This is a genomic window from Dissulfurirhabdus thermomarina (genome assembly GCF_012979235.1).
GTDB lineage: Bacteria > Desulfobacterota > Dissulfuribacteria > Dissulfuribacterales > Dissulfurirhabdaceae > Dissulfurirhabdus > Dissulfurirhabdus thermomarina.
Map to the genome: position 1 here is coordinate 18,146 of NZ_JAATWC010000001.1, position 23,287 is coordinate 41,432.

The 23,287-nt window shown below is 71.9% G+C and carries 21 protein-coding genes; 12 read left to right on the plus strand and 9 right to left on the minus strand.

What is annotated here, in order from left to right:
• Nucleotides 1-13 precede the first annotated feature (13 nt).
• From tatC to alr, 3 genes are read right to left on the minus strand one after another with little or no spacing between them, the layout of a single operon-like run.
• Complete coding sequence (gene tatC / locus HCU62_RS00090) at nucleotides 14-742, minus strand: twin-arginine translocase subunit TatC (RefSeq protein WP_163299337.1); 729 nt, start codon at nucleotides 740-742, stop codon at nucleotides 14-16.
• A gap of 27 nt (nucleotides 743-769) precedes the next feature.
• A complete protein-coding gene (gene tatB / locus HCU62_RS00095) occupies nucleotides 770-1,198 on the minus strand; it encodes a Sec-independent protein translocase protein TatB (protein ID WP_163299338.1) in 429 nt (142 codons plus the stop codon).
• On the minus strand, nucleotides 1,186-2,322 hold the full coding sequence (gene alr / locus HCU62_RS00100; RefSeq protein ID WP_163299339.1) for an alanine racemase: 1,137 nt from the start codon (nucleotides 2,320-2,322) through the stop codon (nucleotides 1,186-1,188). Before alr ends, tatB begins: the two co-directional genes overlap by 13 nt.
• A gap of 176 nt (nucleotides 2,323-2,498) precedes the next feature.
• Between alr and mdh the strand changes: the two genes are divergently transcribed.
• The 5 genes from mdh to HCU62_RS00125 all read left to right on the plus strand — a co-directional run bounded on the left by mdh (nucleotide 2,499) and on the right by HCU62_RS00125 (nucleotide 9,339).
• Nucleotides 2,499-3,446: a malate dehydrogenase gene (gene mdh, locus HCU62_RS00105; protein WP_163299340.1), complete on the plus strand. Its 948-nt coding sequence runs from the start codon at nucleotides 2,499-2,501 to the stop codon at nucleotides 3,444-3,446.
• 17 nt (nucleotides 3,447-3,463) lie between these two features.
• Nucleotides 3,464-4,666 carry an MltA domain-containing protein gene (locus HCU62_RS00110; RefSeq protein WP_163299341.1) on the plus strand — a complete coding sequence of 401 codons (1,203 nt, stop codon included), beginning with the start codon at nucleotides 3,464-3,466 and terminating at the stop codon, nucleotides 4,664-4,666.
• 362 nt (nucleotides 4,667-5,028) lie between these two features.
• Nucleotides 5,029-5,649 (plus strand): DUF4390 domain-containing protein, encoded by a 621-nt coding sequence (locus HCU62_RS00115; RefSeq protein WP_163299342.1) that lies wholly within the window; start codon nucleotides 5,029-5,031, stop codon nucleotides 5,647-5,649.
• Entirely contained in the window at nucleotides 5,627-7,933 is a 2,307-nt protein-coding gene (locus tag HCU62_RS00120) for a sensor histidine kinase (RefSeq protein ID WP_169755329.1), read from the plus strand. The genes HCU62_RS00115 and HCU62_RS00120 overlap by 23 nt, the downstream gene beginning before the upstream one ends.
• 11 nt (nucleotides 7,934-7,944) lie before the next feature.
• Nucleotides 7,945-9,339, plus strand: a complete 1,395-nt coding sequence (locus HCU62_RS00125) for a sigma-54-dependent transcriptional regulator (RefSeq protein WP_246325158.1) — start codon at nucleotides 7,945-7,947, stop codon at nucleotides 9,337-9,339.
• Here HCU62_RS00125 and plsY read toward each other — a convergent pair.
• Nucleotides 9,336-9,935, minus strand: coding sequence for a glycerol-3-phosphate 1-O-acyltransferase PlsY (gene plsY, locus HCU62_RS00130; protein ID WP_163299583.1), 600 nt, complete (start codon nucleotides 9,933-9,935; stop codon nucleotides 9,336-9,338). The genes HCU62_RS00125 and plsY overlap by 4 nt on opposite strands.
• 425 nt (nucleotides 9,936-10,360) lie before the next feature.
• On the opposite strand from plsY, the gene HCU62_RS00135 reads away from it, so the two are divergent.
• Nucleotides 10,361-10,735 (plus strand): alanine-zipper protein, encoded by a 375-nt coding sequence (locus HCU62_RS00135; protein ID WP_163299585.1) that lies wholly within the window; start codon nucleotides 10,361-10,363, stop codon nucleotides 10,733-10,735.
• On the opposite strand, the gene HCU62_RS00140 is transcribed toward HCU62_RS00135, so the two are convergent.
• On the minus strand, nucleotides 10,725-11,696 hold the full coding sequence (locus HCU62_RS00140) for a L,D-transpeptidase family protein (RefSeq protein ID WP_181448348.1): 972 nt from the start codon (nucleotides 11,694-11,696) through the stop codon (nucleotides 10,725-10,727). The genes HCU62_RS00135 and HCU62_RS00140 overlap by 11 nt on opposite strands.
• Before the next feature lie 169 nt (nucleotides 11,697-11,865).
• On the opposite strand from HCU62_RS00140, the gene HCU62_RS00145 reads away from it, so the two are divergent.
• From HCU62_RS00145 to HCU62_RS12785, 6 genes are all read left to right on the plus strand, one after another.
• Nucleotides 11,866-12,168 carry a J domain-containing protein gene (locus HCU62_RS00145; protein WP_163297745.1) on the plus strand — a complete coding sequence of 101 codons (303 nt, stop codon included), beginning with the start codon at nucleotides 11,866-11,868 and terminating at the stop codon, nucleotides 12,166-12,168.
• Nucleotides 12,169-12,170: 2 nt separating this feature from the next.
• Nucleotides 12,171-13,412: an aspartate kinase gene (locus HCU62_RS00150; RefSeq protein WP_163297744.1), complete on the plus strand. Its 1,242-nt coding sequence runs from the start codon at nucleotides 12,171-12,173 to the stop codon at nucleotides 13,410-13,412.
• Nucleotides 13,409-15,001 (plus strand): citramalate synthase, encoded by a 1,593-nt coding sequence (gene cimA, locus HCU62_RS00155; RefSeq protein ID WP_163297743.1) that lies wholly within the window; start codon nucleotides 13,409-13,411, stop codon nucleotides 14,999-15,001. The genes HCU62_RS00150 and cimA overlap by 4 nt, the downstream gene beginning before the upstream one ends.
• A 43-nt stretch (nucleotides 15,002-15,044) precedes the next feature.
• Nucleotides 15,045-15,377, plus strand: a complete 333-nt coding sequence (locus tag HCU62_RS12780; RefSeq protein WP_163297742.1) for a ComEA family DNA-binding protein — start codon at nucleotides 15,045-15,047, stop codon at nucleotides 15,375-15,377.
• 1 nt (nucleotide 15,378) lies between these two features.
• On the plus strand, nucleotides 15,379-16,158 hold the full coding sequence (locus HCU62_RS00165) for an ATP-binding protein (RefSeq protein ID WP_163297741.1): 780 nt from the start codon (nucleotides 15,379-15,381) through the stop codon (nucleotides 16,156-16,158).
• A 587-nt stretch (nucleotides 16,159-16,745) separates the two neighbouring features.
• Nucleotides 16,746-18,902 (plus strand): GGDEF domain-containing protein, encoded by a 2,157-nt coding sequence (locus HCU62_RS12785; protein WP_163297740.1) that lies wholly within the window; start codon nucleotides 16,746-16,748, stop codon nucleotides 18,900-18,902.
• Nucleotides 18,903-19,005: 103 nt separating this feature from the next.
• Here the strand turns inward: HCU62_RS12785 and groL are convergent, their stop codons facing one another.
• From groL to HCU62_RS00190, 4 genes are all read right to left on the minus strand, one after another.
• The gene (gene groL / locus HCU62_RS00175) at nucleotides 19,006-20,643 is read right to left on the minus strand and encodes a chaperonin GroEL (protein WP_163297739.1); all 1,638 of its coding nucleotides are present in this window, start codon (nucleotides 20,641-20,643) and stop codon (nucleotides 19,006-19,008) included.
• Between the two features lie 93 nt (nucleotides 20,644-20,736).
• Complete coding sequence (groES, locus tag HCU62_RS00180; protein WP_163297738.1) at nucleotides 20,737-21,027, minus strand: co-chaperone GroES; 291 nt, start codon at nucleotides 21,025-21,027, stop codon at nucleotides 20,737-20,739.
• Between the two features lie 296 nt (nucleotides 21,028-21,323).
• Complete coding sequence (gene lspA, locus HCU62_RS00185) at nucleotides 21,324-21,809, minus strand: signal peptidase II (RefSeq protein WP_163297737.1); 486 nt, start codon at nucleotides 21,807-21,809, stop codon at nucleotides 21,324-21,326.
• Entirely contained in the window at nucleotides 21,806-23,260 is a 1,455-nt protein-coding gene (locus HCU62_RS00190; protein ID WP_163297736.1) for a beta-barrel assembly-enhancing protease, read from the minus strand. The genes lspA and HCU62_RS00190 overlap by 4 nt, the downstream gene beginning before the upstream one ends.
• Nucleotides 23,261-23,287 lie beyond the last annotated feature (27 nt).

Consider the following 23,287-nt stretch of genomic DNA (forward strand, 5'->3'; position numbering starts at 1 on the left):
ACCCGCCCCGCGCTCACCCCGCGCCGCCGGCCGAAGGGCCGCGGCGGCCACCCATCCAGCGGCCCACCTCGTAGAGCGCCATCATCGGCAGGAAGATCAGCACCTGGGTGAAGACGTCCGAGGGCACCACCAGGACGGCGACCAGGTAGAGGGCCACGTAGAAGCCCTTGCGGCCCCGGCGGAAGTAGTCCGGGGCCACGAGGCCGCTCCGGACGGCGAACATCATGAGGAAGGGGATCTCGAAGACCAGCCCGAAGACGAACATGGCCTTCAGGGAAAAGAGCATGTAGTCCTGGAGCCGCGGCAGGGCCTGGAGCCCCTCGCTCGCGTAGTCCATGGTGATGGAGAAGGCGGCGGGCAGCACCACCGCGTAGCCGAAAACGGCCCCGGCGACGAACAGGCCGCCGCCCCAGAGGAGGGCCCACCGCAGCCGGCGTTTTTCATGGGGGTAGAGCCCCGGCGCCACGAAGGCCCAGGCCTGGTAGACGAAGAACGGGGCCGAAAGGATCAGCGCCGCCCAGAAGGCCACCTTGAGGTAGACCAGGAAGGCCTCCGGCAGCGCGGTGAAGACCATCCCCTGGCCGGGCTGGACGGTGCGCAGGGGCGCGCCGAGGAAGGCCACCAGCGGGCCCGAAAGGGCGTAGCACGCCGCGAAGGCCACGCCCAGCACCACCACGCAGGCGATGAGCCGGCGGCGGATCTCCCCGAGATGGGCCTTGAAGGGAAAGGATTCGAGGGACACGGCGTCACCGGGCGATGGGAGCGGACCTCAGGCGGAGGGATCCCCGGGCTCCGGGGCCGGGGCCGCGCCGTCCGCCTCGTCCGCCGCCTCGGGCGGGGCCGCCTCCCCGCCCGGCCCCTTGTCGGCGTCGTCGTCCCGGCGCCGCGCCGCGCGCTTCCACTCGGGGCCGGCCCCGCCCGGTTCCCGGTCCGCCTGGCTGAGATCGGGCCGCGCCTTCAGGAGCTCCTCCGCGGCCTTCCGGCGCGCCTCGTCCGCCGCCGGGGCCTCGGCCCCGACATCGAGGTCCTCCTCGAGGTCCTCGATGTTGAGCTGCGCCCGGAATTCCTCGGCGGTCCTTCGAAGATCCACCACCAGGCGGGCGAGGCGGCGGGCCACCGCCGGCAGCTGCTCCGGCCCGAGGACCAGGAGGGCCACCACGAAGATGACGAGGAGTTCCGGCAAGCCTATCCCGAACACGGCGCCCCCCGGTAGATGCGCTGGTTCCGCCGGCCCAGGAGACAGAGCAGCTCGTAGCTGATGGTCCCGGCCCGGTCGGCCAGTTCCTCGATGCGGATATCATACCGCCCCTGCCGGCCCAGCAACACCGCCTCGTCCCCGGGTGCCGCCCCCGCCACGTCGGTCACGTCCGCCATGAGCGCCTTCATGCAGACCCGCCCGATGACCGGGGAGGGCCGCCCGCGGACCAGGACCCGCGCCCCCGGGGAGAGCCGCCGCAGGTACCCGTCGTCGTAGCCCACCGGGATCACCGCGACACGGGTGGGCCGGTCCGCCACGAAGGCGTGCCCGTAGCTCACGGGCCATCCCGCCGGAACGTCCCGCACCGAGATGATGCGGCTCGTGACGGCCATGACCGGCCGGAGCGGGAGATCCGGGTCCACGGGCCCGGGATGGGCCCCGTAGAGGGCGATCCCGGGGCGGGCCAGATCGAAGTGGGCCTCCGGGAAGTGGAGGAGCCCCGCGGAATTGACCACGTGGCGGAGCCCCGGCCGCCAGCCCGCCGCCTCCGCGAGTTCCAGGGCCTCCCGGAACCGGTGGATCTGCTCCCGGTTGAGCGGGTCGGCCGGGTCGTCCGCCGCCGCCAGGTGGGTGTAGAGTCCCTCGAAGCGGAGGTGGGGCCAGCGATCCGCCCGGGCCGCCGCCAGTTCCGCCAGTTCCCCGGGCATGAACCCGAGCCGTCCCATCCCCGTGTCCACCTTGACGTGCACCGGGACGGCACGATCCGCCCGGGCCGCCGCACCCTCCAGGGCGTCCAGGGTGGCGCGGTCCGTGACCCCGGGCAGGAGGCCGTGGTGCACCACCTCCTCGGCGGCCTCCGGGACGAGCCCCGAGAGCAGGACCACCGGGCAGCGAAGACCGGCCTCCCGCAGCCGGACCGCCTCCTCCACCTCGGAGACGCCGAGCCCCCAGGCCCCGGCCTCGGCCAGGGCCCGGGCCACCGGCACGAGCCCGTGGCCGTAGGCATCGGATTTCACCACGGCGAGGACCCCGGCGCCCGGGGCGAGCCGCTCCCGGAGCAGGGCGAAGTTGGCCCGGAGGGCCTCGAGGTCCACCACGATCCGGTTCAGGCTGGCGTAGGACATGACAGGTCGCACCTTGCATCATCGGGGCACCGATTGCAAGGCACCCCCGGGGTGGGGTAAGAGAGAAGGAACCCCGGCGGAGGCCGGCGGCCGGCCGGGCACCGGCGGCCGGACAGGAGAGCCCGGCTCGGGCGCCGGCGCCGCCCATCTCGAATCCCCATGCGAGGCCATCGGACATGAACTGCGGACAGCCACAAGGGAAAAAGCTCTCCATCATCGGGGCCGGGGCGGTGGGCACCGCCGCCGCCCACTGGGCCGTGGCGGAGAAGGCGGCCGACACCGTGGTCCTGGTGGACGTGGTGGAGGGCGTCCCCCAGGGCAAGGCCCTCGACATCTCCCAGGCCGCGCCGCTGTGCGGCTTCACCGGCCGCATCGTCGGGACCAACGACTACGACGAGACCGCGGAATCCGACGTGGTGATCATCACCGCCGGCATCGCCCGCAAGCCCGGGATGAGCCGGGACGACCTCCTCGACACCAACGTCCGGATCGTCCGCCAGGTGACGGAAGAGGTGGTCACCCGGTCCCCGGACGCCTGCCTCGTGGTGGTGACCAACCCCATCGACGCCATGGTCTACACCGTGTACAAGACCTCCGGCCTTCCCCGCAACCGCGTGGTGGGCATGGCCGGCGTCCTCGACTCGGCCCGTTACCGCACCTTCATCGCCCAGGCGCTGGGTGTCGCCCCGGAGGACGTCACCGCCCTCGTCATGGGGATCCACGGCGACCACATGCTGCCGCTGACCCGCCTGGCCAGCGTGGGCGGGGTCCCCCTCGAGGCCCTGCTCCCCCCCGAAGAGATCCAGGAGATCGTCCGCCGGACCCAGCACGGGGGGGCGGAGATCGTGGGACACCTCAAGACCGGCAGCGCCTTCACCACCCCGGGCCTCGCCGCCCTTCAGATGGCCCGGGCCATCCTCCAGGACCAGAAACGCGTCCTGCCCTGCGCCGCCTTCCTCGAGGGAGAGTTCGGCATCCGGGGCCTCTTCCTCGGCGTCCCCGTGGTCCTCGGCCGGGAGGGCGTGGAACGCGTCCTGGAATTCCCCCTGACCGACGAAGAAAGGCGGCACCTCCAGCTCTCCGTGGAGGCCGTCCAGCGGCAGGTGGCGGCCACGGGGCTCTGAGGCGCCGGCGGACCGCCATGCGCCGGCCCCCCCACGCCCTCCGGCGGTGGATCCCGGCGGCCCTGGCGGCCGGGTTGCTCGTGCTGGCCCTCGTGATGCACCTTAAGTGGCGTCCCGGCCCGGAAGTGGGTCCCCTTCGGGCCGCCGCCCCCCCGGCGGACCTCGCCGTCCACCCCGGCCCCGGCATCGACGCCGCCCTCGCGGCCGCCCTGCGCCACCTCGACCGCCTCGCGCCGGAGACGCCCCTGCCGCCGCCGGGGCCGCGGGGCCGGTCGGTCACCACCGCGGCGGCGCTCCGGGACACCGCCGCCGAACTCCGCCGCCTCCTCGCCGCGGGGCTCCCCCCGGAGCGCCTGGACGCGGAGATCCGGCGGCGTTTCGCCTTCCTCGCCCCGGCGGCCCCCGGGGGTGAGGCCGGGGACGTCCTCGTCACCGGGTACTTCCAGCCCCGGCTCCGGGCCTCCCGGCACCGGGCCCCCGGCTACACCTATCCCCTCTACGGCCGCCCCCGCGACCTCGTTCGGGTCCCGCTCCGGGACTTCGACCCCGGGCTCCCGGACGCGACCCTCTGGGGGCGGGTGGACCACGGGCGGCTCCGCCCCTACTACACCCGCCGCCAGATCGACTGGGAGGGCGCCCTGGCCGGCGCCGAGGTCCTGGCCTGGGTGGCCTCCCCCATGGCGGGGCTCGAGCTCCACGTCCAGGGATCGGGGATCCTCGACTTCCCGGACGGCACCTCCCGCTTCGTGCACTACGCCGGCAGCAACGGGCGGCCGTACCGGTCGGTGGGCGCCTGGCTGATCCAACGGGGGCAACTCGCCCCGGAGGCGGCGGACTGGCCGGGCATCCGGGCATGGGCCGCGGCCCACCCGGAACGGCTCCCGGAGCTCCTCGCCGCCAACGCCCGCTACGTCTTCTTCCGATGGGAAAAGGAAGGCCCCCTGGGGAGCCTGGGCGAGCGCCTGGTCCCCATGCACAGCGTGGCCCTGGACCCGGCGGTCTACCCCCCGGGGGCGGTCCTGTACCTGGAGGTCCCGCTGCCGGGCGAGCCCGCCCCCTACCGCGCCCTGGTGGTCAGCCTGGACACCGGGGCCGCCATCCAAGGCCCGGGCCGCGTGGACCTCTACTGCGGCACCGGGCCGGCAGCGGGCCGCCTCGCCGGCGCCCTCCGGGCCAGGGGCCGGCTCTTCCTCCTCTTGGGACCGGGATCGAACCGCTGAAGGCGTAAAAAAAAAGGGGGGGGCTTTTTCGCCCCCCCGAAAAGGTTCCCCTGCTGGCTTAAGAAGGATGGAGGTGGGTATGTTGGTCGTCTTTGTTGGAGATGGTACAGAGGGACCAGCAGGGGAATATGTTCATTTTGTGATTCCTTTATAACGACTTCGACTCCGCTTGTCAAGCGTCCGTCGCTTTGGGCGGGATGACCCGACGGGGACCTCGGAGGCCCCACCGGGCGGCGTCTCGGGCGATGATCCGCCCACAGCGCACCGACGATTCCCCATCGTCGGGCCTTCCGGCCCCGCCCGGTTCGATTCTTGCAAATTCATTGCCAACTCTGTACCCTCTTGCCAGGCACAGCGGAGACGTGGATCATCCCCTCATGGACACCACCGGCGGCACCTTCAAGATCGGGGCGGGGCTCCTGGCGCTCCTGGCGTTCATTGCCATGGGGTGGGGATTGTGCCCCTCGGGCACCCCGGCCGACGAGGGGCTGCAGCTGCCGCCCGCGGTCCACGAGCTCACGGTGGCCAACTCGAAGGACCGCCTCCTCGCCTACTTCTCCCTGGAACACGGGTTCACCACCCAGGTGGTGGAGGCCGTCCGAACGGGCGTCCCCGTCCGCTTCACCTACCAGGTGGAACTACGCCAGGACCGCTTCCTCTGGGACAAGAAGCTGGCCGTGGTCCGCCTGTCGCGGGTCATCACCTACGACAGCCTGAAGAACGAGTTCAGGATCGTCCAGGAAGGCCCCGCGCCCAAGACCACCACCGTCCGATCCCTGGAAGAGGCGGAGGCCATGGCCTGCCAGGTGAACGATCTCCCGCTGGTCCCGCTCTCCGGGCTGAAGTCCGGACGCACCTACCGGCTGCGCGTCCGGGGCGGCGCAGAAAAGGTCGCCTCGTCCCTCCCGTTCCAGGGGCTCCTCGAGATCTTCGCCCCCTGGGGCTTCACCACCGGGTGGCATGAAATCAGCTTCCGATACTAGCGAGGCCCGCCGGCGGCGTCGCGAACGGCGCCTCATCGTCGCCGCCGCCGTCCTCATCCTCCTCCTCTCCTGGACCGCCTACCACCTGCTGCGGGGATCGGTGCAGCTGCCGCAGGGCGGCAACCTCCTCATCTTCGCCATCATCAACCTGAACACCCTGCTGCTCCTGCTCCTGGGCTTCCTCGTGGTCCGCAACCTCGTGAAGGTGGTCTTCGAGGACCGCCGCCGGGTCCTCGGCGCCAAGCTCCGGACCAAGCTGGTGGTGGCCTTCGTCTCCCTCTCGCTCATCCCCACCGTGGTCCTCTTCCTGGTCTCGCTGATGTTCCTATCCACCAGCCTCAAGTACTGGTTCGACGTGAAGGTGGAGCAATCCCTGGCCAACGCCCTCCTCGTGGGGCGGTCCTTCTACGAGGAACGCGAGCGGTACCTCACGGCCCTCGGCTCGAAACTGGCGGCGGACCTCGAGGCGAAGTGCCGCGCCGGCGACCGGGCCGCCCAGGACGCCTGCCTGGCCGCGTGGCGGAGCCCCCTCGAGGCCCTCTTCGCCCCGGCGGCGGCCCCGGAGACGCCCGAGACCGCGGCGGCCCTCCCCCCCGGCCTCCACTCCATCGAGTTCGTCACCCCCACCCACACCCGCAAGGTGCTCCGGAGCACCTTCCCGGCCGCCGGGCTCCCACCGCTGCCGCCGGCCTCCACCCTCATGAAGGCCTTCGACGAGCGCCGCCCCGTGGTGGCCACGGCCCCCCTGCGGCACGGGGAATACGTCCGGGTCTTCCTGCCCCTTTCCAGGGCCGACGGCGAGGTGGCCGGGCTGCTGGCCCTGGGGAGCCTGGTCCCGGGCGACACCGCCGACCGCCTGGCCGAGATCCGCCTCGGCTACGAGGACTACCGCCAGCTCCGCCTCTTCCAGAACCCCATCAAGGTCACCCTGCTCATCACCCTCTTCCTCGTCACCCTCCTCATCCTCTTCGCGGCCACCTGGTTCGGCTTCCGCCTGGCCAAGGGCATCACCGAGCCGGTGGGGATGCTGGCGGAGGCCACCCACCGGGTGGCCGCCGGGGACCTCGACTTCACCCTGGAGGCCGAGGGGCGGGACGAGCTGAGCTCCCTGGTCCGGGCCTTCAACATCATGACCCAGGATCTCCGGGAGGCCAAGCGGCGGGCGGAGGCGGCCTCGCAGGAGCTGCGGCGGAGCAACGTGGAGCTCGACCAGCGACGCCGCTACATGGAGATCATCCTCCACAACGTGGCCGCCGGCGTCATCTCCATCGACCGAGACGGCGTGGTGACCACCATGAACCGCTCCGCCGAGGCCATCCTCGGGGTCTCCGCCGCCGAGGCCGTGGGACGGGCCTACTTCGAGCTCCTCACCCCGGACCAGGTGGAACAGTTCGACGAGATCCGGGAAGCCCTCACCCACTCGCCCAGGGGGACGCTGCAGCGGCCGGTGCGGTTGAACTCCGGGGACCGGCTGCTGTCGCTGCTCATGAGCTTCACCCTGCTCCGAGACCGGGAGGGCCGCTCGCTGGGCGTGGTGGTGGTCTTCGACGACCTCACGGAACTCGAGAAGATCCAGCGGCTCGCCGCCTGGCGCGAGGTGGCCCGCCGGATCGCCCACGAGGTGAAGAACCCCCTGACGCCCATCCAGCTCTCGGCGGAACGGCTCCGCAAACGCTACCTCGACCGCCTGGACGAGGACGCCCGCGAGGTCTTCGACCGCTGCACCCGGGTCATCATCACCCAGGTGGAGGAACTCAAGCGCTTGGTGAACGAGTTCTCCAACTTCGCCCGCATGCCCTCCCTCCGCCTCCGGCCCACGGATCTGCGGGCCCTGGCCGAGGAGGTGGCCGCCCTCTACCGCGAGGGCCACCCCCGCGTCACCTTCGAGGTCCGCGCGGAGGGAGCGGTGCCCGAGATCCCCCTGGACCGGGACCAGGTCAAGCGCGCCCTCATCAACCTGCTGGACAACGCCGTGGCCGCCCTGGCGGAGGCGGGGACCATCACCCTCACCATCCGGCGGTCGGAGGAGGCCCCGGAGGTGCAGCTCGAGGTGGCCGACACGGGGCGGGGGGTGCCCGAGCCCGACAAGGCCCGCCTCTTCGAACCCTACTTCTCCACCAAGCGGGGCGGGACCGGCCTCGGCCTGGCCATTGTCAATTCCATCGTGGCCGATCATAATGGCCGAATCCTCGTGGAGGACAACGTGCCCAGGGGCACCCGGTTCATCCTCTGCTTCCCGCTGGAGAACCCTGCCGAGGCCACCGGTCGGCAGACCGCCGCCTGATCCCCCTCCCCATGCCCGCCGACGCCCTGAAGAAGAAGATCCTCGTCGTCGACGACGAGGTCTCCATCCTCCAGATGGTCACCGACATCCTGGAGGACGAGGGCTTCGGGGTCGAGACCGCGGCCGACGGGCCCTCGGCCCTGGCCCGGCTGGGCGAGGCCCTCCCGGACCTGGTCCTGCTCGACATCTGGATGCCGGGCATCGACGGCCTCGAGGTCCTCAAGCGCATCAAGCAGGAATGGCCCTTCCTCCCCGTGGTCATCATGTCCGGCCACGGCACCATCGAGACCGCCGTCAAGGCCACGAAGCTGGGGGCCTACGACTTCATCGAAAAACCCCTCTCCTACGAGCAGACCATCCTCACCATCAAGAACGCCCTGCAGTTCCGGGACCTCGAGGAAGAAAACGTCCTCCTCCGCCAGAAGGCCGTCTCGCACCGGACGCTCACCGGGGAGAGCCCGGCCATGCAGGCGCTCAAGGAGCAGCTGGCGCTGGTGGCCCCCACCGACGCCTGGGTGCTCATCCAGGGGGAAAACGGCACGGGCAAGGAGCTGGTGGCCCAGACCATCCACCGCCTCAGCAAGCGGAACCACCGGGCCCTGGTGGAGGTCAACTGCGCGGCCATCCCCGAGGAGCTCATCGAGAGCGAGCTCTTCGGCCACGAAAAAGGCGCCTTCACCGGCGCCACCACCATGAAGCGCGGCAAGTTCGATCTCGCCAACCGCGGCACCCTCTTCCTCGACGAGATCGGCGACATGAGTCTCAAGACCCAGGCCAAGATCCTGCGGATCCTCCAGGAACAACGCTTCGAGCGGGTGGGGGGCAGCCGCACCATCCAGGTGGACGTGCGGATCATCGCCGCCACCAACAAGGACCTCGAGGCCGAGATCGAGAAGGGGAACTTCCGGGAGGACCTCTACTACCGGCTCAACGTCATCCCCATTCACGTCCCGCCCCTCCGGGAACGCACGGAGGACATCCCGCTCCTGGTGGCGGAATTCCTGGCGGAGTACGGCCGGGAGACGGGCCGGGGGCCCCTGGAGGCCAGCCCCGAGGTGCTCCAGGCCCTCCAGGACTACGACTGGCCCGGCAACGTGCGGGAGCTGCGCAACGTCGTCGAGCGCATGGTGATCCTCAGCCGGGGCCCCGTGCTCACCCTCGAGGGCCTGCCCCCCGCCATCCGGCGCCACACGCCGGCGGCGCCCGGCGTGGCGGCCGCCACGCCGGCGGAGACCCCCTGGGCCGATGTGGACGACTTCAAGGCGGCCAAGGCCTGCTTCGAGCGGGCGTTCCTCCAGCGGAAGCTGGACGAGAACGGGCGCAACATCTCCCGGACCGCCAAGGCCATCGGGATGGAGCGGCGGCACCTCCACCGGAAGATCAAGGCCCTGGGGCTCGAGGTCTAGCCGCGCCGCCGCCAGCCCTTCTCCTCTCCCCGGAGGAGCCGTCGGATGTTGTCCGCGTGGCGGACCCAGACCAGCACCGCCGCGCCCCACGCCAGGGCCAGGACCGGCGCCGCGGGACACAGGACGGCCGCCAGGGCCGGCATGAGGGCCGCGGCGGCCAACGACCCCGCCGAGACGTAGCCGCTCGCCCCCGCCACCAGGGCGAAGGCCGCCGCCGCCACCCCGAGGGCGGCGGGGCAGACCGCCCCGAGGGCGCCGGCCGCCGTGGCCACCCCCTTGCCGCCCCGGAACCGGAGGTAGACCGGGTAGCAGTGCCCCACGACGGCGGCCAGCCCCGTGGCGGCCACCCACCAGCCGGCCGAAGGCTCTCCCGCCAGCGCCCAGCGGCACCCCAGCACCGGGAGGGCGCCCTTGCCCGCGTCCAGGAGCAGGGTCAGCGCCCCCCACCTCCGGCCGAGCACCCGGGTGACGTTGGTGGCCCCGATGTTGCCGCTCCCGGAACGCCGCGGGTCCTGCCCGAAGCGCCGGGCCACGAGGAGCCCGAAGGGAACCGCGCCCAGAAGGTAGGCCGCCGCCGGCCAGATCACCTGCACCATCCCTGCCCCTCCTTGTCCCTTCCCGATCCGCCCGCCGGCGTCTCCGCGAGCATCCGGGCCACCGGGCGGGCGCCGTCCCCGGCGACGAAGCGGGTCGACTCCATCACTCCCGGAACGCCGGGCCGCTCCGCGGCCGTGCCCCGCACGGACCCACCCGGGCGGGCCCCCCTATATTGCCCGAGACAACGGGACGCGCAAGGGGCCGGGCCCGGTCTCCCACGCGGCGGGGACGGCGGCCCCGCGCCATGCCCGGGGCGTCCGGCACGACGCACCGCCTCCAGCCGGGGCCCTTGCGCGACCGTCGGCCCCCGGGGTCCGGGTTGGGGTATAATGGGAGCCGGTCAACCGGGACGGCCGACGCCTGCCGCGCCCCGACCACCCCGGCCGGGCCTCGAGGGACCCGGCCCCAGAGGAGGAGGCTTCCCATGAACCGACGTCCCCCGAAACGCCACCAGCTCCGCCGGCTGGTCCAGGTGGGCCTGGTCCTGGCCCTCGCGGCCGCCCCGCTCTCCGCCTGCGGGCCCAGCAAGGAGGACAAGGCCCTCATGCACCAGGCGGTCCAGGCCGCGGAAGAGGCCAAGGCCGCCGCGGCCCGGGCGGAAGCGGCGAGTTCGCACCTCGAGGAACTGGCCGCCCGCCTGGAGGCCGCCGCCCAGAAGGCCGAGGCCGCCGCGGCCGCCGCCGGGACGGCGGCCGAGAGGGCCGACGCCGCCACCAAACGGGCCATGGATGCCGCGCGCCGTGCGGAGGCCACCGCCCTCAAGACGGAGCGCATCTTCGAAAAGGGCCTCACCAAGTAGGGACCTCGTCCCCCGCCCCGCCCTCCCGGCGGCCGGCCACGGGGACGGGGTAGCCGCGCCGCTCGCGGACGGCCCGCCGGACGGCCGCCAGGTCCAGGTCCAGCGGGCCGAGCGCGGCCTCGCACGCCCCCAGGGCGGCCAGGGCCGCGTCGAAGGGGTCGGCCACCCGGCCCAGGTAGTCCTCCTCCACCTGGAGCCAGCACCGGCCGTCCGCGGCGCCGGCCCGAATGGGCCGGTAGGTCACCCGGACCAGGGTCCCCACGGGGACCCTGGGGTAGAGGGCCTCGATGTCCTCCGGGTAGAGGCGGATGCAGCCGTGGCTGACCCTGCGCCCCACGCCCCAGGGCCGGTTGGTGCCGTGGATGCCGTAGGAGAGGCGGGAGAAGCGGAGGATGTACCGCCCCAGGGGATTGTCCGGGCCGGGCGGCACCCGGGCCGGAAGATCCGGCTCCTCGGCCCGGACCGAGGGCGGCACGAACCAGGTGGGGTCCCGGGCCTTGCTGCGGATGGTATAGACGCCCTCCCGGGTCTCGAACCCGTCCCTCCCCACGCCGATGGGCGCGGTCACGAGCCGGACGCCGCCGGGCGCCGGCTCCAGCTCGTAGAGCCGCATCTCCGCCAGGTCTACCACGATGTCTCCCCGGGCCATCCCCGGGGGGGCGAGAAAGAGCCGGGGCACCACGACCTCCCGGCCGGGCGGCGGGGTCCAGGGATCGACACCGGGGTTGGCCGCGGTGATCTCGTTGAAGCCCAGGTCGTTGGCCCGGGCGATGTCCGGGAGGGTCTCGTTGGCGGCGACGAGATGGCGCCGGACCGTACCGCAGAGGGCGCGCCCCGCCGCCGGGGGGCAGACCTCGAGGCCGGGGGCCGGCCGGGCCGCCAGGGGACCCCAGGCGAACGCCAGCACCAGCGCCGCCCGGCGCCTCCACCCCCCGGCCGCCCTTGTCGTCGTGCCGTCCATGCCGCCCCCCCGTCTGCCGCCCGATCCGGGGCTTCCCTTGCCAACAGGCACCCCGGTTGCTAGTTTAATCCGATTCCGGAATACGTGGAGGGCGGCCGGCATACTCCGCGGCCTCGGCACACGAACCCGAAACGGGACAGCCGGGCCCGGGCCGCCCCCTGAGGCCGAGATGGCGCACAACAGCTGGGACGACATCGCCCGGGCCCGCCGCCTCCTCGGGCTGCCAGAGGAAGTCAGCCTCGAGGAGATCAAGGATGCCTACCGCCGCCGCTGCCGGCGGCTCCACCCCGACCTCGAGGCCGGCGACGAGGGCGAGATGGCCCGCCTGAACTGGGCCTATCGCCTGCTCGTGGGCTACGCGGAGCGGTACCGGATCCAGCTCACCCCCAACCGGAGCGGGATGTCCGACGAAGAGCTCTGGATGGAGCAGTTCGGGCAGGATCCCATCTGGAACCGGTGGAAGGACGATTAGGCATGGCCCTCATCGTGCAGAAATACGGCGGCACCTCCGTGGCCGACACGGAGCGTATCGAGCGGGTCGCCGACCGGGTGACGGAGCGCCGGCGGCAGGGCGACGACGTGGTGGTGGTGCTCTCCGCCATGGCCGGGGAGACGAACCGCCTCATCGCCCTCGCACAGGAGATCCTGCCCCATCCCCCGGCCCGGGAGCTCGACGTCCTCCTGGCCACGGGCGAGCAGGTCACCGTCTCGCTCTTCGCCATGGCGGCCGAAAAGCGGGGCTTCAAGGCCGTCTCCTTCCTCGGGCACCAGGTCCCCATCCGGACGGATGCCGCCCACGGGCGGGCCCGCATCCAGGAGATCCCCACCCAGGCCCTCCGCTCCGCCCTGGAGGCCGGGGCCATCCCCGTGGTGGCGGGCTTCCAGGGGGTCACCGCCGCGGGCGACATCACCACCCTCGGCCGGGGCGGCTCCGACACCACGGCGGTGGCGGTGGCCGTGGCCCTGGGCGCCGACCTCTGCGAGATCTACACCGACGTGGAGGGTGTCTACACCACCGACCCCGGCATCTGCCCCCAGGCCCGGAAGATCGCCCGCATCTCCTACGAGGAGATGATGGAGATGGCCAGCCTCGGGGCCAAGGTCCTCGAGATCCGGTCCGTGGAGTTCGCCATGCGCTACGGCATGCCCATCCACGTCCGCTCCAGCTTCAACGACCACCCCGGCACCCTCGTCGTCAGGGAGGACGAATCCATGGAACAGGTCCTGGTCTCCGGCGTGACCTACAGCCGGAACGAAGCCCGCATCACCGTCACCAAGGTCCCGGACCAGCCCGGCATCGCGGCCCGGATCTTCACCCCCATCTCCGAGGCCAACATCGTGGTGGACATGATCATCCAGAACACCCGGGCCGGGGACCTCACGGACATGACCTTCACGGTTCCCCGCACGGACTACGACCAGGCCATGGAGATCGTCCGGCGGGTGGCCGACGAGATCGGGGCGGAATCGGTGGCCGGGGACCCGGGGATCGCCAAGGTCTCCATCGTGGGCGTCGGCATGCGCAGCCACTCCGGCGTGGCCAGCCGCATGTTCGACACCCTGGCCCGCCACGGGATCAACATCCTCATGATCAGCACCTCGGAGATCAAGATCTCCTGCGTCATCGACGAAAAATACACGGAGCTGGCGGTGCGGGCCCTCCACGAGCACTTCGGCCTCGACGCGGCCCCGGCCGGGGCCGCCCCAGGGACATGAGCGGGACGACGTCCATAGAGATCTACGACACCACCCTCCGGGACGGGACCCAGGCGGAGGACATCCACCTGTCGGTGGAGGACAAGGTCCGGATCGCCCTCAAGCTGGACGAACTCGGCATCGACTTCATCGAGGGCGGCTGGCCGGGCTCCAACCCGAAGGACGTCCAGTTCTTCTCCGAGATCCAGAGCTACGCGCTCCGCCACAGCCGGATCGCCGCCTTCGGCAGCACCCACTCGGCCAAGACCGCCGCGGACGACGACCCCAACCTCCAGGCCCTGGTGAACGCCAAGGCCCCGGTGGTCACCATCTTCGGCAAGACCTGGGACGTCCACGTCCGCGACGCCCTCCGCGTGAGCCTCGAGAAGAACCTGGCCATGATCGAGGACTCCCTGGCCTGGCTGCGGCCCCGGGTGGAGACCCTCTTCTACGACGCCGAACACTTCTTCGACGGGTTCAAGGCCAACCCGGACTACGCCCTGGAGACCCTGCGGCGGGCGGCGGCGGGCGGCGCCGAGCGCCTCGTCCTCTGCGACACCAACGGCGGGACCCTCCCCCACGAGGTGACGGAGATCGTCGAGCGGGTGCGGGACGCACTGGGGCCGGAGGCGAGCCTCGGCATCCATGCCCACAACGACGCCGACGTGGCCGTGGCCAACACCCTGGCCGCCGTCCGCGCGGGCGCCGTCCACGTCCAGGGCACCATGAACGGCTTCGGCGAACGGTGCGGCAACGCCAACCTCTGCTCCATCATCCCGGCCCTGGTCCTCAAGATGGGTCTCGGGTGCACGGCCGGCGAACGCCTCGAACGGCTCACCGCGACCTCCCGGTTCATCAGCGAGATCGCCAACCTGCCCCACAACAAGTACCAGCCCTACGTGGGGGCCAGCGCCTTCGCCCACAAGGGCGGCATCCACGTCAGCGCCGTCCAGCGCAACCCCGAGACCTACGAGCACGTCCCGCCCGAGCGGGTGGGCAACGTCCAGCGGATCCTCATCTCGGAGCTCGCCGGCCGGAGCAACGTCCTGGCCAAGGCCCGCCAGTTCGGCCTCGACATCGACAGCCAGGACCCCGCCGTGCTCGAAATCGTGGCCCAGCTCAAGGAACTCGAGGCCCGCGGCTTCCAGTTCGAGGGCGCCGAGGCCTCCTTCGAGCTCCTCATGCGCCAGGCCATGGGGACGCGGCGGAAGTACTTCGACCTCATGGGCTTCCGGGTCATCGACCACAAGGTGCGCGAGGACGAGGCCCCCCAGGCGGAGGCCACCGTCATGGTCCGGGTGGGGGGCCAGGTGGAACACACCGCCGCCGTGGGCGACGGCCCGGTCAACGCCCTCGACAACGCCATCCGCAAGGCCCTCGACACGTTCTACCCCCAGCTCCGCGAGGTCAGCCTCCTGGACTACAAGGTGCGCGTCCTGCCGGGGCGGCCCGGGACCGGCGCCAAGGTCCGGGTCCTCATCGAGTCCACCGACGGCCGCGACAAGTGGGGAACGGTGGGGGTCTCACACGACATCCTCGAGGCCAGCTGGCAGGCCCTGGTCGATGGTATCCGCTACAAGCTCCTCAAGTCCGAGCACAAGGACGGGTAGGGCCCCGGCCGCGGCCGAGGCCGCCGCCTTCCTGCTGCTCGCCGTGCTCGCGGCGCTCGCCGCCCTCCGCCCCGCGCCGCCGTGCCGCCTGCGCCCCCCCGCGCCGGCCCCGGAGGCGGCGGCCGTCTCCCAGGCCGCCCGGCTCCTCTTCTTCCGCCCCATGGACGCCAACACCGTCACCGCGGAGGAACTCACCCTGCTGCCCGGCGTCGGGGACAAGGCGGCGTGGCGCCTCGTCCGGCGGCGTGAAGAACTCGGTTTTTTTGTCACCATGGAAGAACTGGCGGACCCGGCCCCGGGGACGCGCCGCCTTCCCGCCGGCGCCACCGGGCACCTGGCCGTGTCCCCGGACGGGCCGCCCCCCAGGAGTCCCTGACATGCCCTCGAAGGAACCTTCCGCCAAGATCATCGCCATGGCCGGCAAGGGCGGCACGGGGAAGACCACCCTCACCGCCCTCCTGCTCCGCCACCTCCTCGACGCGGGCGAGACACCGGTTCTGGCCGTGGACGCCGACGCCAACGCCAACCTGAACGAGCTGATCGGGCTCGAGGTCACCACGACCCTGGGCGAGATCCGCGACGCCATGAAGACCGAGACCCCGCCCGGCATGACCAAGGCCGAGTACATGAACATGCGGATCAACCAGGCCGTGGTGGAGGCCACGGGGTTCGACCTCGTGGTGATGGGGCAGCCCGAGGGGCCGGGTTGCTACTGCATGGCCAACTCCATCCTGGCCCAGGTCATGGAGACCCTGGCCAAGAGCTACCGGTGGATGCTGGTGGACAACGAGGCCGGCATGGAACACCTCAGCCGGCTCAATCTCCGCCGCGTCCACACCCTCTTCGTGGTCTCGGACCCCTCGAGCCGGGGCGTCCTCACGGCGGCCCGCATCGCCGACCTCACCCGCGCCCTCGGTGTCGAGGTCGGCCGCAAGGTCCTGGTGGTGAACCGGGTGCCGGCCCAGATCCCGCCGGCCCTCCGGGAGCAGGTGGACCGGGCGGTGGCGGGGACGGACCTGGAGCTCGGGGGCTTCGTCCCCGCCAGCGACCGGCTCTTCCAGTTCGAGGTGGAGCAGCGCTCCCTCCTGGACCTCCCCGCCGACACCGACGCCCTGGTGGCCGCCGAACGGATCTTCGCGCAGGCCCTCTCCCGATAGCGGCGGGGGGAACTTCCTCGGCGGGGAGGACCGGCCGTCCTCCGGCACCCCCGAGGGAGCCAGGGCCAGCGCGCTTCCCGTACAGCCGGATCGAGACCGCCAAGGCCACGTGTATAACATCCCTCCTTTTGTGCTCGTAGTTTCTAGAGATTCCCGATGATCTATACCCACGTCGTGCGAGACCTCAAGGCAAGGGCGCGCAGCCCGCTCGACGACCTGTAAGCGCCGCATCCCCTAGGGGCATGTGCCGCCCGCTTCGCCTCCCGGTTGCCAGCACGTCCCCAAGACGCCGACTTGAGATGTCCTCCCGATCAAGCTGGGGCATCCTTTTGGGTCGTCAAGGACTCAAGGAGGTGCCCCACCAAGCCCAACCGGGAGGACCGGCTCATGGTACGAGGGAGGCGGAAGAAAGGCTCCTATCTTCAGGAGATCGGGGAGCGTGCGGGGGTGCCCGGCCGGGCGGCCGCCTCGCCCCGGGGCGCAGGAAGGGGTGGTAGCCGGCGGCTTTGTGCCGCGCCTTCGAGATTCCGATAAGCGGGGAAAGGGATCGCCCGGGCCCGGAACGGGGCGGCCCCGGAGGGAGAGACGTGAAGGAGGCCGTCGAAACGGACACCGGCGGGGCCGCCCTCGCATGGGGCCTCCTGGCCCTCGCGGCCGGCGGGGCGGCCGCCGTGGTCCTGGGATGGGCCGAGGCCGGCCGGGCCCCGGATCGCCCCCAGGTCATTGCCGGCCTGGCGGCCCTTGCGGCTGCGGCGCTCGCCGCCTGGGACGCCGTCCGCCGGGTGCGGGGACGGCGCCTCCCGGGGCGTGCCGGGGAGGTGGCCGGGCCGCTCGCCTGGACCACGGCGGCGTGGATCCTCTGGCGGCTCCTGGCGCCCCTTTCGCCCCACGCCTTCCTCGTTCCCGCGGGCCTGGCGGCCTGGCTGGCCGTCACGGCCCCGCCGGCGGTGCTGGGATGCGTGGCCGCCGAGGTCCTCCTCCTGGAAGGCGGCCTCGCCTGGCACGGCCTCCTCACCCCCGCCGGCGCCGCCGCGGACCTCGCGGCCCTGGTCGCCGCCGCCCTGGCCCTGCGCCTCTTCGTCCGGGGAGAGGCCTTCCGGCGCCGCCTCCGGGCACGGCTCCGGTCGGCGCGGGCCCGGCGCGACGCCCTGGCCCATGCCCGGGAACTCGGCCTGGTGGAAGACGCCGTGGCCGGGATCGGGGAGCTGCCGCCCCTGGACGCCCTGGACGGCGCGGGCCCCGTCAGCCTCCCCGCGGTCCACGTGGTGGGGGAATCCTTCCGGCTCCAGCTCGACCTCGTCCACCGGGCCCTCTCCCTGACCACGGCGGCCATCCTCTGGCTGGACCCCGACAAAGAGACCACCCGACTCCGGGGCCTGGCCTCCTCGCGCTCGGACATCCTCCCCGGCCCCTATCCCCTGGGGGCCGGCATCACCGGCCTCTTTCTCAAGGGGCGGCAGGAAGTGGCCCTGGCCCCCCTCCGTGGAGACTTCTCGGGCCTCCCCTACTACCGGAACCGCGGGGGCGTGGGCGCCGCCTTCGCCGTCCGGATCCCGGACGAGGCCGGACGCGCCGCCTTCGGCATCCTGTGCGTGGACCGGGCGGCGGAACACGCCTGGACGGAGACCGAGACCGGCGTCCTGCGACTCGCCGCGCGGAAGCTGGCCGTGGAGATCCGACTGGCCCGCATGCTCCAGCGCATGGACCGGGAACGGGGCATCACGGAGCGCCTCTGCGCCGGGCTCCGGGAACTCAACGGCGCACTGGGCGCCGAGGCGGTCCTCGACGCGGCGCTCAAGTCGGCCAAGGTGCTGGTCCAGGCCGACTTCGCCGCGGTCTGCCTGGTGGAGCCCGACGGGGGCTACCGGGTGGCCCGTGCCGTGGGCCCGGGCGCCGAAGGCATCGAGGGCCGTGCCTTCGCCGCCCGCGAGGGCCTCGTGGGCCAGGCCCTGCGGATCAACCGCTCCCTGCCGGTGGGCGGCGTCCGCCGGGGCCGGGCCCCGGTCTTCGGCGACCGTCACGGGTTGCCGGGGTACCCGTCCCTCCGGGTGATCCCCCTCCGGCACGACGATGACGCCCCCGTGGGGGCCCTCGCCGTGGCGGCCAGGCGGCCCGGCGCCTTCCACCGGGTCCGGCGCGAGATCCTGGAACTCATCGCGGCCCAGATGGCCGTCAAGATCGACCAGGCCCGGGCCCACGAAGAGATCCGGCGGATGGCCACCTCCGACGGCCTGACCGGGCTGGCCAACCACCGGACCTTCCAGCACGCCTTCGACATGATGCTCGCCCGGGCGGGGCGCCGCGGCGGGAAGATGGCCCTCATCCTCTGCGACATCGACCACTTCAAGCGGGTCAACGACACCTACGGCCATCCCTTCGGGGACCGGGTGCTCCGCGAGGTCGCCGGGGTCCTCCGGGGCGCGGTGCGCAAGGTGGACCTCGCCGCCCGCTACGGCGGGGAGGAGTTCGCCGTGCTGCTCGAGGACGCCGACCTGGGCGGCGCCCGGCGCCTGGCCGAGCGGATCCGGACCGGCGTGGCCCGACTCCGCTTCCCGCTGGAAGGCCGCGAGGTCCGCGTCTCGATCTCCCTCGGCATCGCGGTCTTCCCCGAAGACGGGCACGACAAGGGCGTCCTCGTCGAGCGGGCCGACCAGGCCCTCTACCAGGCCAAGGCCGGCGGCCGGAACCGGGCCGTGGCCTGGGACGACCTCCGGATCCCGAACCCGGGCGCCGCCCCCGGCTGAAGCCCTCCCGGCACGCCCGCACCCCCCCGGAAAGGAACGGGCCTCCCGGTTTCCCGGGAGGCCCGCTGGACGTTCCGTGTTCGGCGGTGGCCCGCCGGGGGGCTCAGTACATCCCGCCCATGCCGCCCATGTCGGGGGCACCGCCACCCTTGCCTTCTTCTTCCTTGGGCTTCTCCGCCACCATGGCCTCGGTGGTGAGAAGCAGCCCCGCGACACTGGCGGCGTTCTGGAGGGCGGTCCGGGTCACCTTGGTGGGATCGATGACGCCGGCGGCCATCATGTCCTGGTACTCGCCGGTGGCCGCGTTGAAGCCCTCGTTCCCCTTGGCGCCCTTCACGTGCTCCACCACGATGGAGCCCTCGTGGCCGGCGTTGTTGGCGATCTGGCGGAGGGGCTCCTCGAGGGCCCGGCGGATGATGTTCACGCCGTGCATCTCGTCGGTGTCGTCCGCCTTGATCTTGTCGAGGGCCGGCAGACAGCGGATGAGCGCCGTCCCGCCGCCGGGGACGATGCCCTCCTCCACCGCGGCGCGGGTGGCGTTCAGGGCGTCCTCCACCCGGGCCTTCTTCTCCTTCATCTCGGTCTCGGTGGCGGCCCCCACGTTGATCACGGCGACACCGCCGATGAGCTTCGCCAGCCGCTCCTGGAGCTTTTCGCGGTCGTAGTCCGAGGTGGTCTCCTCGATCTGGGCCCGGATCTGCTTGACGCGGCCCTCGATCTTCTCCTTGGTGCCCGCGCCGTCCACGATGGTGGTGTTGTCCTTGTCCACCACGATGCGCTTGGCCCGGCCGAGGTCGTTGACGCTGATGTTCTCGAGCTTGATGCCGAGGTCCTCGGAGACCACCTGGCCGCCGGTGAGGATGGCGATGTCCTCGAGCATGGCCTTGCGGCGGTCACCGAAGCCCGGCGCCTTGGCGGCGCACACGGAGAGGGTGCCGCGGAGCTTGTTGACCACCAGGGTGGCCAGGGCCTCGCCCTCGACATCCTCGGCGATGATCATGAGGGGCTTGCCCATCTTGGCGATCTGCTCGAGGAGGGGCAGGAGGTCCTTCATGTTGCTGATCTTCTTCTCGTGGACCAGGATGTAGGGGTCCTCGAGCACGCACTCCATCTTCTCGGGGTCGGTCACGAAGTAGGGCGAGACGTAGCCCCGGTCGAACTGCATGCCCTCCACCACGTCCAGGGAGGTCTCCATGGACTTGGCTTCCTCAACGGTGATGACGCCTTCCTTGCCCACCTTGTCCATGGCCTCGGCGATGATGTTGCCGATGGTCTCGTCGTTGTTGGCGGAGATGGTGCCGACCTGGGCGATCTCCTTCTGGTCCTTGGTGGGCTTGCTGAGCTTGCGCAGCTCTTCCACCACGGCGTCCACGGCCTTGTCGATGCCGCGCTTGAGGGCCATGGGGTTGATGCCGGCGGCCACCAGCTTGGAGCCCTCGTTGTAGATGGCCTGGGCCAGGATGGTGGCGGTGGTGGTGCCGTCACCGGCCACGTCGGAGGTCTTGCTGGCGACCTCCTTGACCATCTGGGCCCCCATGTTCTCGAACTTGTCCTCGAGCTCGATCTCCTTGGCCACGGTCACGCCGTCCTTGGTGATCACCGGGGACCCGAAGGACTTCTCGATGATGACGTTGCGGCCCTTGGGGCCGAGGGTCACCTTCACCGCGTTGGCAAGGGCGTTGACGCCCCGGCGAAGCGCGTCGCGAGCCTTTGCATCGTACTTGATTTCCTTGGCAGCCATATCTTTGAACCTCCGCTCAAAAGTGCTCTGTTGGGCGATGGGCGGGCATCACAGGCCCGGCAGGCCCGGAAACCCCGCCGCGCGCGTCAGCGATCAGCCCTCGATGATGCCGAGGACGTCGTCCTCCCGCATCATGAGGTAATCCTCTCCTTCGATCTTGATCTCCGTCCCGGCGTACTTGCCGAAGAGCACCCGGTCCCCCTCCTTGACGTCGAGGGGCCGGAGTTCGCCGTTCTCCATGAGCTTGCCGTTGCCCACGGCGATCACCTTGCCCTCGATGGGCTTCTCCTTGGCGGTGTCGGGGATGATGATCCCGCCCTTGGTTTTCTCCTCCTCCTCCAAGCGCTTGACGAGGATACGGTCGTGCAATGGACGAATCTTCATGATGCCTGCTCCTCCTTTTCCCGGTGACCCTTTCCGGTGACGCGGCGCGCCGCCCGGCCCCGTCCCGCGGTGCCCGGGCTTCCCGGCCGGAGCCGGCCTCGGCGGCGACGCCGAATCCCGTGGAGCCACCCGTTGTACTGTGCTGGATGGCGTATCGCTGTCGTGAAGACCGAGGGGGCCAGCGGCCACCCCCGGGGCCGGCCCGGTGGAACGCCCCGGATTTGTTAGCAGCCGGCCAAGGCGAGTGCTAATATAAACACGCGCCTCCCGAATGCAAGACCCCGGCGAGAAAAAATTTACCGCGGCTCCCGGAAGAGGAAATGGAAGGCCATCAGGGCGGCCCCCACGGTGATGGCGGAGTCGGCCGCGTTGAAGGCCGGCCAGTGGTAGGCGCCCAGGTGAAAGTCCAGGAAGTCCACCACGGCCCCGTACCGGAGGCGGTCCACCATGTTGCCCGCGGCGCCGCCGGCCACCAGGGCGGCCCCGTAGAGGAGGGGGGCGGAGCGGCCGGGCCGCCGGCCGAGCACCGCCGCCATTGCGGCCAGGGCCGCCACGGCCACGGCCAGGAGGAAGAGGCGCCGCCAGGCGCCGCCGCCCGCCAGCAGGCCGAAGGCGACCCCGGTGTTGAACACCAGGGTGAGGTTGAAGAGGCCGGGCACCACCGGCCGAACCTCGTAGAGCCCGAAGCCGTGGAGCACCAGCCACTTGGTCGCCTGGTCGACGACCACGACCGCCGCCGCCACCGCGGCGAAGGCGCCGTAGGCACGGGCGGCGGAGGTCATCGCCCGGCCTCCTCCTCTGCCCGGGTGGCGTTCCTTTCGCCCGGCGGGACAAGCTTCCGGCGGAGGGGGCTGCCGGCCGGCAGCAACGCCAGGGCCCGGTCCCGGTGGTAGGCGGCGGCCCGGGCGTCCCCGGACCGCAGGTAGTGAAGGTAGAAGTGGTAGTGGGCCTCCCCCGTTCGGCCCGCCGCCGCCAGGGCCCGGCCGAGCTGGAAATCGAGCCCGGGGGCCTCGGGCCAGTCCCCGGACAGGCGCCCGAGGAGGGGCAAGGCGGCCCCGGCGTTCCCGAGTTCCAGGAGGGTCCGCGCCAGGAGGAAGCGGGCGCCGTCGTCGCCGGGATGGGCCTCCAGGTAGGTTGTCAACACCTTGCGGGCCTCCGCGTAACGGCCCGCAGTGAAGAGAGCCCGCCCCAGGTCGGCGCGAAACCGCGGGCGGGCATCGCCCTCCTGCTCGGCCAGCTCCCGGAAGAGCGCCAGGGCCGCGTCGTAGTCCCGCGCGGCGAGCAGCGCCTCGGCCAGGCCGAACCGGAGGAGGCTGTCTTTCGGGGTGGCCGCCAGCTCGCGCCGGTACCGCTCCACCAGGACCCGCGGATCCGAGGTGAGGACCCGGAGCCGGACCTGGACCCGCCGGAGCTCGAAGTTGTCCTGCGGCACCCGCTGGGGGCAGGGCCGGTAGGCCCGCTGGTGCTCCAGGTAGGTCACCCGCTCGGCGGCCCCGGGATGGGTGGAGAGGTAGCTCGGGATCCGGTCGGAGCCCAGCCAGCGGTGACGCTGCATCTTCTTCAGGACGGCGATCAGCCCCCCGGGGTCGTAGCCGGCCTTGCAGATCCAGGCGTAGCCGCGTCGGTCCGCCTCCTCCTCGTCCGCCCGGCTGTACTTCAGGGCGATGGAGGCGTTGAGCGCCCCGGAGGTGGCGAGGATGGCGCTGCCGGCCTTGGGGCTGCCGAGGAAGATCCCGGCGATGGCCATGGCCGCCGTGGCCAGGTTGACCCGCTGCATCCGCTCCATCCGCCGCGCCACGTGGCGGCCCTCCACGTGCCCGATCTCGTGGGCGATGACACAGAGGAGCTCGTCCTCGTTGTCCACGGCCTCGATCAGCCCGCTGTGGACGAAGACCAGCCCGCCGGGCATGGCGAAGGCGTTGAGGGCCGCGTCCTGGATCACGAAGAAGCGGTAGTCGAAGAAGCTGGTCCCCACCTGGGCCAGCACCTTGCGGCCCACGCCCCGGACGTAACCCACCACCTCCGGGTCCTCGACGAGTTGGGCCTGCTCCTTCACCATCCGGAGCAGGCGGGCGCCGAGCTCCTTCTCCTCCTCCACCGACATCATGGCCCGGGCCGGCCGGGGTGCGGCCAGCAGCGGCAGCAGGAGGGCCGCGGCGAGCCCCGCGGCCGCCGCCCGAAGGCGGCGCCGGGGAGACGGGGCGGCCGGGTATGTCGGGATACGGTTCTCCAAGCGGGCGTCGCGCCCGGCCCGGGCGGG